Source organism: Bacillus sp. JJ634 (assembly GCF_036962285.1).
Taxonomy (GTDB): domain Bacteria; phylum Bacillota; class Bacilli; order Bacillales; family DSM-1321; genus Peribacillus; species Peribacillus asahii_A.
Genome location: NZ_JBALMU010000024.1, coordinates 14,839 through 30,911, shown reverse-complemented (window position 1 = coordinate 30,911; position 16,073 = coordinate 14,839). Strand labels below are relative to the sequence as shown.

At 38.2% G+C, this 16,073-nt stretch carries 15 protein-coding genes and 1 other annotated feature; all 15 genes read right to left on the bottom strand.

Translation table 11 applies throughout. The annotated features are described in order from the left end of the window. Nucleotides 1–130: 130 nt before the first annotated feature. Nucleotides 131–2,899, bottom strand: coding sequence for an isoleucine--tRNA ligase (ileS, locus tag V7068_RS04270; protein WP_499711244.1), 2,769 nt, complete (start codon nucleotides 2,897–2,899; stop codon nucleotides 131–133). 77 nt (nucleotides 2,900–2,976) lie between these two features. Then, nucleotides 2,977–3,221 (bottom strand) — a binding site (T-box leader). A 64-nt stretch (nucleotides 3,222–3,285) separates the two neighbouring features. Next, nucleotides 3,286–3,801 carry a DivIVA domain-containing protein gene (locus V7068_RS04265; protein ID WP_127759718.1) on the bottom strand — a complete coding sequence of 172 codons (516 nt, stop codon included), beginning with the start codon at nucleotides 3,799–3,801 and terminating at the stop codon, nucleotides 3,286–3,288. A gap of 73 nt (nucleotides 3,802–3,874) precedes the next feature. After that, nucleotides 3,875–4,648 (bottom strand): YlmH family RNA-binding protein, encoded by a 774-nt coding sequence (locus V7068_RS04260; protein WP_499711243.1) that lies wholly within the window; start codon nucleotides 4,646–4,648, stop codon nucleotides 3,875–3,877. Between the two features lie 95 nt (nucleotides 4,649–4,743). After that, nucleotides 4,744–5,007 carry a YggT family protein gene (locus V7068_RS04255; protein WP_403032737.1) on the bottom strand — a complete coding sequence of 88 codons (264 nt, stop codon included), beginning with the start codon at nucleotides 5,005–5,007 and terminating at the stop codon, nucleotides 4,744–4,746. A gap of 6 nt (nucleotides 5,008–5,013) precedes the next feature. Next, nucleotides 5,014–5,466: a cell division protein SepF gene (locus tag V7068_RS04250; protein WP_499711242.1), complete on the bottom strand. Its 453-nt coding sequence runs from the start codon at nucleotides 5,464–5,466 to the stop codon at nucleotides 5,014–5,016. Nucleotides 5,467–5,478: 12 nt separating this feature from the next. Continuing rightward, a complete protein-coding gene (locus tag V7068_RS04245) occupies nucleotides 5,479–6,156 on the bottom strand; it encodes a YggS family pyridoxal phosphate-dependent enzyme (RefSeq protein WP_499711241.1) in 678 nt (225 codons plus the stop codon). A 7-nt stretch (nucleotides 6,157–6,163) separates the two neighbouring features. Further along, nucleotides 6,164–6,985 carry a peptidoglycan editing factor PgeF gene (gene pgeF, locus V7068_RS04240; RefSeq protein WP_499711240.1) on the bottom strand — a complete coding sequence of 274 codons (822 nt, stop codon included), beginning with the start codon at nucleotides 6,983–6,985 and terminating at the stop codon, nucleotides 6,164–6,166. A 58-nt stretch (nucleotides 6,986–7,043) separates the two neighbouring features. Continuing rightward, nucleotides 7,044–7,313, bottom strand: a complete 270-nt coding sequence (locus V7068_RS04235) for a YlmC/YmxH family sporulation protein (protein ID WP_499711239.1) — start codon at nucleotides 7,311–7,313, stop codon at nucleotides 7,044–7,046. A 326-nt stretch (nucleotides 7,314–7,639) separates the two neighbouring features. After that, nucleotides 7,640–8,419, bottom strand: coding sequence for an RNA polymerase sporulation sigma factor SigG (gene sigG / locus V7068_RS04230; protein WP_119116646.1), 780 nt, complete (start codon nucleotides 8,417–8,419; stop codon nucleotides 7,640–7,642). 144 nt (nucleotides 8,420–8,563) lie between these two features. Further along, nucleotides 8,564–9,283, bottom strand: a complete 720-nt coding sequence (sigE, locus tag V7068_RS04225; RefSeq protein ID WP_119116647.1) for an RNA polymerase sporulation sigma factor SigE — start codon at nucleotides 9,281–9,283, stop codon at nucleotides 8,564–8,566. Nucleotides 9,284–9,425: 142 nt separating this feature from the next. Beyond that, nucleotides 9,426–10,352, bottom strand: coding sequence for a sigma-E processing peptidase SpoIIGA (gene spoIIGA / locus V7068_RS04220; protein ID WP_499711238.1), 927 nt, complete (start codon nucleotides 10,350–10,352; stop codon nucleotides 9,426–9,428). A 442-nt stretch (nucleotides 10,353–10,794) separates the two neighbouring features. Continuing rightward, nucleotides 10,795–11,964, bottom strand: coding sequence for a cell division protein FtsZ (gene ftsZ, locus V7068_RS04215; RefSeq protein WP_127759711.1), 1,170 nt, complete (start codon nucleotides 11,962–11,964; stop codon nucleotides 10,795–10,797). A 41-nt stretch (nucleotides 11,965–12,005) separates the two neighbouring features. Then, a complete protein-coding gene (ftsA, locus tag V7068_RS04210) occupies nucleotides 12,006–13,295 on the bottom strand; it encodes a cell division protein FtsA (protein ID WP_499711237.1) in 1,290 nt (429 codons plus the stop codon). 619 nt (nucleotides 13,296–13,914) lie between these two features. Further along, on the bottom strand, nucleotides 13,915–14,694 hold the full coding sequence (locus V7068_RS04205; protein WP_499711236.1) for a cell division protein FtsQ/DivIB: 780 nt from the start codon (nucleotides 14,692–14,694) through the stop codon (nucleotides 13,915–13,917). A gap of 179 nt (nucleotides 14,695–14,873) precedes the next feature. Then, a complete protein-coding gene (gene murB / locus V7068_RS04200) occupies nucleotides 14,874–15,782 on the bottom strand; it encodes a UDP-N-acetylmuramate dehydrogenase (protein ID WP_499711360.1) in 909 nt (302 codons plus the stop codon). Nucleotides 15,783–16,073 lie beyond the last annotated feature (291 nt).

Below are 16,073 nucleotides of genomic sequence, written 5' to 3'. Positions count from 1 at the left end.
CTCCTCGAAGTCTGTCTATAACAAAGTATGTAAAAAGGAGAAAAAAAAGAATAGAGCACGTTCAAAAATATTGTTTAATAAAAGCTAAAAAAAGAACTAGACCCGATAGAAGGTCTAGTTCTCTAAAAAATTATTGATTGACATAATGTTCTTTTACAACTGTTGCACAGCGTGGACATAATGTTGCATGCTCTTCCACTTCACCAACCGCTTCAGACACATTCCAGCAACGATCACATGTTTCACCGTTCGCTTTTGAAACAACAATGGCCGCATATTCTAGTGTAACTGCCTCTTGAGGAGCCTCAGATACATCACCTGCTACTTCGAATTGTGAAACGATGAATAATTGCTCCATTTTTTCTTCAATGCTAGCAAGCAGGTTTTTCACATCTTCCTTCACATACACTGATACTTTCGCATTTAACGACTTACCAATTACTTTTTCATTACGCGCTTCTTCCAATGCTTTTAACACATCATTGCGCAAGTTCATAAACATATTCCATTTTTCTTCAATCGCTTCTGCTCCATCGATTGAAAGCTCTTCAGGCATTAACGTTAATTGAACGCTTGCTTCTGTTACACCTGGAATAAACGCCCATACTTCATCCGCTGTATGAGAAAGAATTGGTGAAACAAGTTTCGTTAAGCTTACTAACGCTTCGTATAGTACCGTTTGAATCGCTAAACGATCTCGCCCATTCGGTGCTTCACAGTATAAAATATCTTTTGCATAATCAAGATAGAATGAACTTAAATCTTGTGTACAGAAGTTATTGATAAGATGATAAATTGTCGCAAATTCATAGTTCTCATATGCTTGTTTCGTATTTTTAATTAATTTATTTAATTTCACTAACATGTATTGATCGACTTCACGTAAGTCAGCGATCGCTACTTTATCTGTTTCTGGATTAAAACCGTCTAGGTTTCCTAATAAGAAACGGAATGTATTACGGATTTTACGGTATACTTCCGCCACTTGTTTCAAAATAGCATCCGATACACGAACATCTGCTTGATAATCTACAGATGCTACCCATAGACGTAAAATATCAGCACCTAATTGATTCATAACTTTTGCCGGGATAACGACATTCCCAACCGATTTACTCATTTTACGGCCTTCACCATCTAAAGCAAACCCATGACTTAATACACCTTTATATGGTGCTTTGCCTGTCACTGCAACCCCTGTAGAAAGAGAAGAGTTAAACCAACCACGATATTGGTCAGAGCCTTCTAAATATAAATCTGCTGGACGTTGCAGCTCATCGCGCTCCTCTAAAACGGCTTGATGGGAAGAACCAGAGTCAAACCAAACATCCATAATATCTGTTTCTTTTGTAAACACGCCATTTGGGCTGCCTTCATGCGTAAACCCTTCAGGAAGAAGGTCTTTCGCTTCACGCTCAAACCACACGTTTGAACCATGCTCACGGAATAATTCTGATACATGATTAATCGTTTCGTCTGTGATAATCGGTTCACCATTTTCCGCATAAAACACCGGAATCGGAACACCCCATGCACGTTGACGAGAAATACACCAATCGCCACGATCACGAACCATATTATAAAGACGCGTTTCTCCCCACGCTGGCACCCATTTTGTTTCAGCAATCGCTGTTAACAAGTCTTCACGGAAATCTTTAATCGATGCAAACCATTGAGCCGTTGCACGGAAAATCGTCGGCTTCTTTGTGCGCCAATCATGTGGATAAGAATGCGTGATAAAGCTCAAGTTTAGCAACGCCCCTGCTTCTTTTAATTTTTCTGTAATTGGTTTATTTGCTTCATCATAGAATAATCCTGCAAATTCACCAGCTTCTTCTGTCATAACACCTTTTTCATCTACTGGACAAAGAACATCTAAACCATATTTTTGACCAACGATAAAGTCATCTTCCCCGTGTCCTGGTGCCGTATGAACACATCCTGTACCAGCATCTGTTGTAACGTGCTCACCTAGCATTACTAATGAATCGCGGTCATATAGTGGATGTTTCGCTACGACACGATCTAGCTCTGCACCTTTTACCGTTTGAATAACTTGTGGGTTTTCCCAACCAATCGCCGTCGTTACAGACTCAAGTAATGCTTCGGCAACTAAATATTTCTCACCAGCAGCTTCTACAACAACATATTTCAATTGCGGATGAACAGAAATTCCTAAGTTAGCAGGCATTGTCCAAGGCGTTGTCGTCCAAATGACAATTTTGACACCTTCTTCAACGATCCCTTTTCCATCACGTACTTCAAATGCAACATAGATAGAAGCCGAACGTTTATCTTGATACTCAATCTCCGCTTCAGCAAGCGCTGATTCACTTGAAGGAGACCAATAAACAGGTTTTTTCCCCTTATAGATATAGCCTTTTTTCGCCATATCACCGAACACTTTAATTTGTTGTGCTTCATATTCTGGCTTTAATGTAATATACGGGTTTTCCCAATCTCCACGAACACCTAAACGCTTAAATTGTTCACGTTGATTATTAATTTGCTCATAAGCGTACTCTTCACAAAGCTTGCGGAATTCAGCTACACTCATTTCTTTACGTTTGACACCTTTTTTCGTTAATGCCGTTTCAATTGGTAAACCGTGCGTATCCCATCCTGGTACATAAGGGGCATGAAAACCGTTCATCGATTTAAAGCGAACGATAAAATCTTTTAAAATTTTATTCAACGCATGACCCATATGAATATCGCCATTTGCATAAGGAGGGCCATCATGCAAGATAAATAACGGGCGCCCTTCTGTATGCTGTTGCACTTGTTTGTAAATATTCGCTTCTTCCCATTTTGCTTGAATTTCCGGTTCACGCTTCGGTAAATTCCCACGCATCGGAAATTCTGTTTTTGGCATCAATAACGTATCTTTATAATCCATGTATATATCCTCCATCTGTATTTAGACAATTTTCTGAAACAATGACAGGGCAAATAAAAAAGCCTCCTCATCCCTAGTAAAGGGACGAGAAAGCTTGGATTCCCGCGGTACCACCCTGGTTAGATTACTCTTCTAAAAAGCAAGAGCCATCCTCTTTGAGCATTCATAACGTGAATGTAACGCCTTGTTTACTAGCAAAATTGCGTTCAACTTGGAACTCTAGGGTGATCTTCTATTCTTCTCTTATTTCCGGGCTCCCACCATCCCCGAATCGCTTAAATAAGATTTTGAAGAAATATACTGTCCCCGTCATCGTCTACTTAATTATCTAAATGGTTTTGTTAAAAAATTATATGCGAAATACGTACTACTCGTCAAGGAATCGTTTAATTTTCTTCTTTCATTCCATCATTTATTTCAATTTCAGTTGCATCTACTTCATATTCAAGAAGGTGATCCCAATCCTCATTATCTAATAAATCAAGCTGTGCTTCGACAAGCATTTTAAAGCGCATGCGGAACACTTTCGATTGCTTCTTGAGCTCTTCGATTTCAACTGCTATTTTACGCGCCTTAAGTAACGAATCGTTGACAATTCGATCCGCATTCTTTTCAGCTTCTTTAATAATCAATTTTGCTTCTTTTTGCGCATTACGCTTCACTTCTTCCGCTGCTTCTTGAGCAACAAGAATCGATTTATTAAGCGTACCTTCAATATTTGTAAAATGCCCTAGGCGTTCGTATGTTTCTTCTAATTTTTGTTCAATTTCTTTCTTTTCTCGTAAAACGAGCTCATAATCTTTAATAATTTGATCAAGAAATTCATTTACCTCATCTTCATCATACCCACGAAACACTTTACTAAACTCTTGATTATGTATATCCATCGGAGTTAAGGGCATTAAGGGCACCTCCAAAACAAATTCTTCTCTCTATGATTCGACAAATATCTATAAAATCCCTTTCGCTAAACGATTATTTCTTCTTACCGATTAGCACTTTCCACTTGTCTTTTTTTGTTTTCCCATCAATCGAAATAATCTTACATCGACCAAATCCTCTAACCGAAATCACATCTCCGACTTGGCAGTCCTCTGAAATTTTTTCTGTTTGCTTAAAATTCAATTTCACTTTACCAGCCGCAATCAATGCCTGAGCCTTTTGTCGTGATAGATTCAAAGCCGTTGCAAGTACCGTATCAAGCCTTAAAGAGCTAACAGTTAAATAGTGCTCCACCCAATTCTCATCTACTTGAATAATGTGTGAAAATGGGCGTTTCTTAATCGTTATTGTTGCTTTGCCGACTTTTTCAAGATTAGCCATTAAATACGTATCGATTTCTTCAGCCGCAACAAACTGAACCTCGTCATCTTTTATGAGAATATCACCAAATTTTTCGCGCTTTAATCCGAGCGACATAAGCGTTCCAAGTACATGACGATGTTCAAGTGTAATAAATTTTTTAGGATAAGAGATTTCATAGAGACTGAGTTGAAAGTCGCTTAATTCCGGGGAAAAGTAGTCTGGAAATAATAACGCTCGTCGACGTTCTACCGTATCAGCACCACCATAAAATTGCAAGTTAACATCCTCATCACGTCCTAACAAAGAAAGGACAATTTGCTGCTGACGCGGATCAAGAAAGTCTGTAAGCTTCGGTGCATAAGAATTCTTCACTTGTTGAATCCAACTCGCAGCTCCATCGATAAACTCCTTTTCCTCCGGTCTAAAATGTTGATAAATACTCATGTACAACTCCCTATGTATGTTCATGATTGACAATGTAAAAATGGTATGCGTCTATTGCAGACTACGCACGTCTACTCTAAAGAGTACATCACTTGTCAGCTAATCCAATTAGCAAGTTGAAACACGCCTGATTTCGCAAGATTTAAAACAAGTATCGCCACGATTGGAGAAATATCAATCATTCCCAGCGGTGGAATAAATTTGCGGAACTGTTCTAAATACGGCTCACAAACTTTAGCAAAAAACTGACCGACAGCTGACTCTCTAGCATTCGGGAACCATGACATTAAAATATAAATAATTAATGCGATAGAATACACTTCAATAAGTGTTACAAATAAACTTAAGATTAACCCCATAAAATACTACCACCTCGTTTCCTCATCTTCCTCATCGAATCCGAAACCAGTAATGTTTCCGGAAACATCGACGTTAGCAGGAGTACATAAAAAAATATCTGTTCCTATTTTTTGAATATCCCCATTAATTGCATAAACGGTACCACTTAGAAAATCAACGATACGCTTTCCTTGATCACGCTGAATTCGTTGTAAATTCACAACAACCGCTCGCTTATTATTTAAATGATCGGCTACTTCCTGTGCATCCGCATAAGCACGAGGTTCCAATAATACTACTTTAGAAGATTTTTGTACGCTTTGCAAACTTACGATATTATTATTCGATGCATTAACAGGAGCTGGTTTCGAGGTCTTAACCACTTTTGGCTCTTCAACCTCTTTCTCTACCACTTCTTCCTTATACTCATACTCATCATCTAACGCAAAATAAGATTTGAATTTTGATACAATCGACATTCGCGTACCTCCTTAAGATTCTTCGCCTACCAATGCAGTACCTATTCGAATCATCGTTGCTCCTTCTTCAATCGCAATGACAAAATCATTAGACATTCCCATTGATAACTCTGTACACGGTGCATGAGCAAGCTCAGCCTCCTGAATCTGCATTTGAAGTTCTTTAAGTCCTCGGAAGCATGTTCGCAATGCTTGCTCATCATCTGTTAGCGGCGCCATTGTCATCAACCCCGCTACAATGATTCGGTCATACTCCGCTAATTCTTGAATAAACGGGAGCACTTCACTCGGTTTAAGTCCATGTTTAGATTCTTCACCAGAAACATTCACCTGCACTAAACATTTTATCGGTTCATTTGCTCGTTTTTGAATCTCTGCCGCTAAAGAAATTCTATCCAATGAATGAATATAGGCAATTTTATCAATAACGTTCTTCACTTTACGTGTTTGTAATGATCCTATATAGTGCCAATTTGGCCTGTCCTGTAATACTTCATATTTAGTTAAAAGCCCTTCGTCACGGTTTTCTCCTAAGTCCTCAATTCCCGCTTCGAGAGCTTCCTTTGCCCGCTCTGTTGTTACGTATTTCGTAACAGCAATTAGCGTAACCTCCTCACGTTTCCTGTTGCTACGCGCGCATGCCTCTTGTATTTGTTCTTCGATGTGTACTAATTTATCTGCAACTTTCACAGCTACGTTACTCCTCCTTCCAACCAATAAAGCTCATCAAACGACCTGTACGTCCTTTATCACGTCGATGTGAATAAAATAAATCATCATGACAGCTTGTACAATAGGTTGATATATCAATCTGATGTTTTGGAACTCCGGATTTTTCTAATATGATAGCGTTTAAATGCTTCAAATCTAATTGATACTGTCCTTCACTGATTAAATTATATGGCTTTTCGTCATATTCTTCCAGCAATTTTTGCACACGGTGGATAACTTTATCATCTACAATATAACAATTTGAACAAATCGAAGGTCCAATCACAACAAAGATTTCGTTTGCTGATATCCCCTCTCCTTGCCAAGCTTTAATCATTTTACCGGCGATTTCACCCACCGTCCCTTTCCACCCAGCATGTGCCGTTCCGATAAAGCCTTGTTTCGGTGCATAAAACAATAATGGCACACAATCCGCATAACAGAGAGTCAGCAATATATTTTTCTCTGATGTATAAAACCCGTCTGTCCTTTTGAAGCTAGATTCATATTCGCTCGCTCCTCTGCCTACATCTGAACGACCGATTCGTTGAATATAGGTTTCATGCGTCTGCTCTGCACCAACCCAACAATTCAATGAAAATGAAAGATCCTCTGCCAAAAGACAGCGATTGGCCTGCACATCTACGAGACGATCATCAACGTGAAAGCCAATATTTAGCGTTTGATACTCTTTTTGACTCACTCCGCCATTTTTCGTCGTAACCCCCGCAACAAGGTTAGGATCTTTTTTAGTCCATGAGTCAATAAGCAAATATCGATCTTTGATTAAAGTAAATGGTTCTCTCATATATTATTCCTCATTATTTTTTATTTAGTGTACCACATTTATCAATCAATCGCTCATGTTAATACTGATCATCGGGCATTTCTGTTTGAAACAATAACTGGTGCTCAACGAGAATAACATCCGTTCCAATTTTTTTAATTTTATGCCATGGAATGACGATTTCTTGATCGCGCCCAAGTAATCCCATCCATCTGCTACTGTTAGAAACAACAATCGCTTCAATTTTACCAGTAGTTGTATTAATTTCTAAATCAGTCATATTTCCTAGCTTTTTTCCGTCTGCTATATTAACAATATCTTTAATCTGAAAATCAGAAATTCTTGTCAACGAACATCAGCTCCATTTCATTGATGTACCTGTTGATTTATATATATGATAAGACAAAGGCTCCCATGAAACATAATCGATGAAAAAGAAGAATATGTTCAATAATATGGTTCATTCAACTCAATCATGTCATATAAAGTGAAACTTCCATCAGTAGGGTCTTACTGCCCATTGAGTGTGGGATAAAGTGAGGGTTGGTGATTTTTTACTCCTATTCGCTCTGGCCCCATATATAAATGAACCAAAATAAAAAGCCCGCTACATAGCTTGCTGAGCAAAGGGTAAAGAAGAGCTTCTTTACCCAGTTTGGCAAGCTTGTAACGCGCTTAATGTTGGATATTTTTATTCATTTGTTTAATGGCCGCTTTTTCTAACCGAGAAACTTGCGCCTGTGAAATGCCGATTTCCTCAGCTACCTCCATTTGCGTTTTTCCCTGAAAGAATCGTTTACGTAAAATCATTTTTTCGCGCTCATTTAAGCGGCGCATGCCTTCGTTCACAGCAATTTCATCAATCCACGTACTATCTTTGTTTTTCTCATCACTTAACTGGTCGAGTACATAAATTGGATCCCCGCCGTCATTATAAATCGGTTCAAACAAAGAAACAGGATCTTGGATCGCATCTAGAGCAAAGACAATTTCCTCATGGGGTACCTCCAACACTTTTGCGATTTCTTCTGCTGTTGGCTCACGAAGCGTTTGGCTTATGAGCTTTTCTTTTACTTGCAAAGCTTTGTAGGCGATATCCCTTAACGAACGAGACACACGAATTGGATTATTATCACGTAAGTAACGTCTAATTTCACCAATAATCATGGGTACAGCGTACGTTGAAAATTTTACATTTTGACCGAGGTCAAAGTTATCAATGGACTTCATTAACCCTATACAGCCTACCTGAAATAGATCATCTACATATTCCCCGCGATTATTAAAGCGTTGAATGACGCTCAAAACGAGCCTAAGATTCCCATTTACCAGTTTCTCTCTTGCTGAAATATCGCCATCCTGCATTTCTTTAAAGAGTACTCTCATTTCATCATTCTTTAAAACCGGTAATTTCGATGTATCAACACCGCAGATTTCAACCTTATTACGAGACAAATTTATTCCCTCCTCACAGGAGCGCTGTACAAACATCAGTATCTCCGCGGGAGGGAAAAATATGCACTTGTTTGTCGTCGAAACATGTCAGTTTAGCTAAAGAATATTGATTACATCAATATTTATCAGCATTAGAAAAAATTTTTACACCATTTTATTAAACTCTTTTCGAAGCCGCTTAATAATTCGTTTTTCCAAACGGGAGATATAAGATTGAGAAATACCAAGCATATCTGCTACATCCTTTTGAGTCTTCTCCTCTTCACCTGCTAGTCCAAAGCGCAGCTCCATAATTTGCTTTTCACGGTCCGATAGTTGGGTTAATGCTTTCGTCAATAAATTTCGATCAACATTCGCTTCTAAATCTTTCGTAATAATATCTTCCTCTGTACCTAATACATCTGATAGCAGAAGCTCATTCCCATCCCAATCAATATTTAATGGTTCATCAAACGATACTTCTGAACGAATTTTATTGTTTCTTCGTAAATACATGAGAATTTCATTTTCAATACATCTCGATGCATAGGTGGCTAATTTAATTTTCTTCTCTGGATTAAACGTATTAACCGCCTTAATTAACCCAATCGTTCCGATGCTGATAAGATCCTCAATATTAATGCCTGTGTTCTCAAATTTACGAGCAATATAGACCACAAGTCTTAGGTTACGTTCAATTAAGATGGAACGAGCCGCCTCATCTCCCTTTGGTAACTTATTAATCAAGATTTCTTCTTCTTCTTTTGATAGGGGCGGTGGCAGCGCTTCACTTCCGCCTATATAAAAAACCTCATCTGTTTTGAGCCCTAATTTAAATAATAATTTGTACCACAAGTACGTTATACGAAGAATAAATTTCCTCAAAATAATTCTCCCTTCTACACTTAGACTTTGTTATTGAACGCGATTATGGTGTATTCCATATGTGGATTGATGAACAACTTTGTTACATGACACATCCATTAACGATATTTTGTAATAAAAATGAGACTCATAGACTACCGCCCTATGAAGCATTCGGAACAGGAATGCCTGTCAACATTTTCGGATGCACAATACATTGATACGTATTCTCTGCCGAAAGCTGCTGCAAAGTGAACGACACAAGGCCACGTTCTACTTCGTATACTTTTTCATCATACTGAATGCGCAAAGAATCTGGTTTAATAGCAGTCAGTAATTGATGACTCTGTCCAACTACTTTATAAGGAATCACGCGAATTCGTTCAGCCCAGGTGTAGTTCGTCATTTCACCTTCTTGCAGCATAGTATCAGGATTTTCAAAAAGCTCCAACATATCAGCCGGGATATGTGACTCCTGTCCAACAATTGACACAATCATGACCGGGGAGCGACTAATCGGATCATACAGCTGATTCCCGCTATCAATGAGACCTTGAAATTCAGCTTTAAAGTCAGCTACCTCAACCGTTACCGTCACTATCTGGTCATAGTTGAGTTTCGTCATTTCCATTCCATCAAGCATTCGTTTTGAAAACTGCCACGCGAGTGGAAAACCAAGCGCCACAAACAGCCAGCTCATCGGATCACCGAAGCGATTCATGCCCGTTTGTGTACTAGTAGACATTTCTGCCACTTGAAACGAGAAGAAATAATGGAGTCCAAGTAAAATTCCTCCTGATAAAAAGGTCACAAAATACAGTGTCATAAGTGTCTTCAAAAAGAGTTTTAAACGAATAAAGCCAAATACAGTCAACACCATAAAGACGGAAAATAATAATTTCATATAGATGTTATCAGTCAAAGCAGAATATGAAGTGAATGCCAACGCGATAATGAAGGAACCGACTAAACCACCTGCTACCAGCCGCCATAACGGTACTCGTCGCTTTAAGATAATCGCAGTCCAATACAAAAGAAGACAGTCGAAAAGCCAATTTAATAGCCAAATGATATCCACGTATACTGTCAAGCCGTCCACTCCTTTCGAAGGAAAAGGGGCGGAACTCCGCATCTTTTTACATCACCTTCAAGTTAGGGGAACATTTGATGTATCCTAGGGCTTTTAGTGGTGCATGCTTACGTTCACGCCGCCTTTATTCTTCCACTTCATTTTTCATAATCATGTAGATCACCCTTGTTGATGATCTATCGTTCTTGAAAAGAGTATAACGTACCTGCTTTGCGAAAGTGTGTCACTTTTTGTGCTGAAATTGTAAAAGTTTTTCAACCTTTTTGTTGAAAAAACACTATAAGTATTCGTTCTTTTTTTCAGAGAGAAGCATAGCTCCAAAAAAAGTCTAAAACTAAAGCATGAGGGACTAGAAAAAAATCGACAATACTTGTAGATAAACAAAAAAGATTCAAAGGCTACATAAAATCGTAACCTTTGAATCTTTTTCAATCATTATTCCTTAACGACGTTTATTACGGTTGCGAAGGAATGTTGGAATATCTAATGTTTCTTCCGCTTGAGTATTTACACTGCGAACCGGTGGCTCATGTGTTTCTTCTCGTTTCACTTCACGCTTCATAGTCGGCTGTGATGGCTGTTGAGATTGTGGTTGTGGTTGTGTTCTCGGTTGCTGTTGTCCAAATGAAGGACGTGTAGGCTGACGTAATGGTTGCTCTACCTCATTGAAGCCTGTTGCAATAACCGTTACAACGATTTCATCTTTTAAATTCTCATTAATGACCGAACCAAAAATCATGTTTACCTCTTGATCAGATGCAGTCGCTACAATATCAGCTGCTTCCTGAACTTCAAATAAACTTAAATTCGTACCACCTGTAATATTCATAAGCACACCTTGTGCACCATCAATGGATTTTTCAAGCAATGGACTGGAGATTGCTTTTTTCGCAGCTTCTGTTGCACGATTTTCTCCAGAGGCAATTCCAATTCCCATAAGAGCAGAGCCTTTGTTTGACATAATCGTCTTCACATCGGCAAAATCGAGGTTAATCAAACCTGGTGTAGCAATCAAATCTGAAATACCTTGTACCCCTTGACGAAGAACATTATCCGCTTCACGGAATGCTTCAAGCATCGGTGTACTTTTATCAACAATTTCCAAAAGACGATCATTTGGAATAACAATTAACGTGTCTACCGATTCCTTCATCGCTGAAATGCCGCCTTGGGCCTGTGTCGCACGCTTGCGTCCTTCGAATGTAAATGGACGAGTAACCACTCCAACCGTTAGAGCTCCTAAATCTCTTGCAATTTGCGCAATAACTGGAGCTGCACCAGTCCCTGTTCCGCCGCCCATACCAGCAGTAACAAACACCATATCTGCACCACGAAGAGCTTCTTCGATTTGTTCTTTACTTTCTTCGGCCGCTTTCTTCCCAACCTCTGGATTCGCACCGGCACCTAATCCACGTGTTAGTTTACCGCCGATTTGCATCTTTACTTCTGCTTTAGATAGATTAAGAGCTTGAGCATCGGTGTTCACAGCAATAAATTCTACACCTTGCACTCCATGCTCAATCATACGGTTCACAGCATTGTTTCCGCCGCCGCCAACACCTATAACTTTTATCATTGCTAATTGTTCTAAATTAGAATCAAACTCTAACATGACAAGCCTCCTATTTTGACGAAATTCCCTTTTTCTTTGTTTTATTCAAAAAAGTATCCTAGAATTTTTTTGAATTTAGATTCACCTTGTTTTTTAGCAGGGGCCTCTTGCGGCTGTTGTGTCTGCCTTGGTTTACGCGGCTCGTTTTGTTCTTGAGTCGGCATAGCAACATCAGGTGTCTTTGTAGCAGTGTTTTTCTGCATTCTCTCTTTTTTACATGCATGTTTAATCAAACCAACAGCTGTCGTATATTGTGGTTCACGAACTCCAATATAATTCGGCTCAGCCGTTCTGACTCGATTTTGGAAAATGTATTGTGCTAAATCTAGCACGCCAGGCATCTTCACACCACCGCCAGTTAGTACAAACCCTCCTGGTACATCTGAGAATCCAAGTCTATTTAATTCATCTTGGATCAACTCAAATATTTCAGTCATCCTTGCCTCAATTATATCTGCCAACATTAATTGATTACAAGGCTGTTGTTGGTCGCTGCCAATAATCGGAATTTGAAATACTTCCTCTTCAGAAGCATCATCATAAAAGGCATGTCCATGCTTAAGTTTAATCTTCTCTGCATTTTCTGTCGTCGTTCGAAGCACAATGGAAAGATCCTTCGTAATCGTTTCTCCACCAATTGGGATGACCGATGTATATTTCAAGTAACCCTGTTCAAAGATGGCTAATGTCGTAGAACCCCCGCCAATATCTACCAAGGCTACGCCAAGATCCTTTTCATCCCTCGATAACACAAGTGAGCCTGCTGCCAATGGTTGAAGGGCGATATCTATAATTTCTAATCCTGCTTTCTCTACACATCTTAACGAATTATGTAAAATTGTGCGTAGACCTGTAATTAAAATACCACGCATTTCAAGCCGAACCCCAATCATACCTCTTGGGTCATTAATCTCGTCTAATTCATCCACTTTGTAATGAATCGGCACAGTATCAACAATTTCACGATCCGATGGTATTGTAATCAGCTCGGCTGCCTCTTTAACACGCAGCACATCATGTTCTGTAATTTCTTTGTTCTCGCTTGAAACAGCTACAACCCCATGACAAGGCTGAAGATCCACATGGTTACCGCTAATGCCGACAACTACTTTTCGTATCTCCATTCCAATCATTCTTTCCGCTTGTTCAACAGCTTTTTGAATAGATTGAACGGTTTCATCTATATCGACTATGGATCCCTTTTTAAGTCCCATTGATTTGACATTTCCCACACCAATAATGTTTAATGTATCATTAACCATTTCCCCAATGATTACTTTTACACTGGATGTACCGATGTCGAGACTAACGTAAAATTCATTGCTGTTCATTCCATGGCACCTCCTTCAGTATTATATATTTTTTTGGAATTACAACGTTAACGTTTATATAGTAAGAGCAATTAATTATAAGCAAAGTATTTTCGTTCTTAACTTATTTGACAACCTTACTTTCTGCCCCGGCAAAAGGATATCCATTTTCTAGCAATAATAGATATTTCCTTAATCTATTCGTCATTTATAGCTGTTTCCCTTTTAAAAACGAACGATTTTTTCGTTTTTTTATAAGAAGTCAACCATTTTATCCAACTCATCCGAACATGAACGTAAAATTTCAAAAAGTTTTTTTGTCAAACACAGCCTATACTCAATACAAGTCTACACTAAGATTCACGTCTAGAAAAGATAAACATACGGTTGACACACGATTATAATAAACCTGTATATATTCTGATATATAAACAGAATGTGACACCGTATGAACGAATCTTCCTACCTCATTTCCTTCTAATAGGTACCATTTAAAGGAAATTTCAACACAAATTATACAATATAAGATCAAACGATAATAATCGCTATATCTTATTTCGGAATCTCTTATTACTTTTTTAATATATAATTTAGAAATTTCCTAGATTGCATTGATATTAGAAAGATATCCTTCTATTCCTTATTCTTCCTCTTTCCCTTCCTTTTGTTCAGGAGGCTGATAGGCTTTGAAAAATGAACCTACCTCTAAATCAATAATCCCTTTTACTTTAGGATCTAACTGATTTGCAATTGAGGGATAGTGCACCATTTTTTCAGAAAGAGTTTCGCTTGTCGCGCTTACTTCAAACCCGTCATTCATATACATTATAATATGATACGGATCCATTTTTGTTGGTTTATAATGAATTTCTGAAACCAAATTCTGGATTTCTTCCGGTAATTTTACCAATTCTTCCAACAAGCGATTCAAAGCTTTTCCTTCTTTGAAATCAATTAACACAGGAGCAAATACAGGGATTTCTCCTGACTCTAAACCATCTAATATCTCTCCATTTTCAAGAATAGGATAAAAATGCTTTCCTTTAAGCAAATAAGCCATTTTATTATGTTCTGATACTGTAATTTTAATCGAATTAGGAAACACAGGAACGACCTCAGCACTCTTAATTTCAGGATTTTCCTTTATATTAGCCGCAATTTGTGCTGTATCGACCTTCCATATACTTTGATTTTTGTTTATATTACTCAGCTTTGCAATCTGCGCCTTAGACAAATATCGATTTCCCTCTACTTCAACCGATTTTACATGGCTTAATGGTGATAGAAAGTATAATACGCAACCAACAAGAATAAAAAAAAGAGAGAGCAAAAATATTAAACGACGATTTGTTTTTCTCTTTCTTATCTTTTTCAGTTTTGGAATGCGATCCTCAATTGAAATGACTTTCCCTTTCTCCACCCCTTTCACCTCTTCCTAAAAAGTAAAATCAAACACTAGAAAAGCGACTTCGTCTTATTCAATTTAATTAAGCTCTACACCATCATTTATTTACAAGAATAGTTATTCAAACTCGACGATTCTTCATTTTCCGCAATTTATTATATCACAGTACATAAGTATGTTTATAGATTGTTCCATTATTTTCGACCAATTATTTCAACTTCTGTCTCCATCATAATTCCATATTGTTTAAACACGGTGTCTTTTACATATTGAATTAAAGCTAACACATCTGCAGCCTTTCCATTTCCCGTATTTACAATGAAATTACCATGCATCGGTGAAATTTGTGCACCACCAATGGAATACCCTTTTAAACCAGCCTCTTGTACAAGCTGCCCTGCATAATGAGGAAGCGGATTCCTAAAAATGCTGCCTGCACAAGGAAGATTGTACGGCTGTGTCTCTTTCCTATAGTTTTTATTGCTCTGCATTTTAGCTACAATTTCTTCCCGATTACCAGGTGTTAACTGAAAGATAGCTTCCAAAACAATTCCCGGGCGTTTTTTTTGTAAAATAGATGTTCGATAAGAGAATTCCATCTCTTCTTTAGAGAGCCACGCAAGCGTTCCATCAGCAAATAAAACATAAGCCTTCTCTAATATCTCGCTCATATCGGAACCATGGGCCCCTGCATTCATATACACAGAGCCTCCAACTGACCCTGGAATGCCACTGGCAAACTCCAGACCCGCTAACCCTTTTTTACTAATTTGCACAGAAAGACTAACAAGCGAATAGCCTGCTCCAACTCGGATTTCCGCTTCATTTATCTCCAAATGATCTAATCCTTTGCCCAATTTAATAAGAGCTCCTTCGATGCCAGCATCACTTACAAGCAAATTAGATCCTCTTCCGATTGCACGCCAAGGCACATTATTCTCTCTAATAATCTTCATCGTTTTTTCCAAATTTTGAATCGAAGAAGGTTCAATAAATAAATCCGCAGGTCCTCCCATTTTCATCGTTGTATGATTTGCAAGCGGTTCATTCACAAGAACTTTACCAACCTGTAAATCTCTTAATTGTTGTACAATTGCCTCCATCATAAAAATAAGCCTCCTCAATATTCCTTTTAGAAAAGCATCACTTGTCTTCCTAGTAAAGAAAGTCCATGTCTTTTCTTCCCCTTCAACTCTTTGGGGAGATTAAACGTTTTTAACGTATTAAAAGCGAAATGTTTCATCTACATTCCGACGTACAATTTGATTTAACAGCATGACAGACGTATCACTATTTTACATCGTTTTAGCCTCTTATACTATAGTCTAAACAGGGCATTAATGCCAATAATTCTATACAAATTCTCCATAATCTATATTGGTAATTTTTCCTGA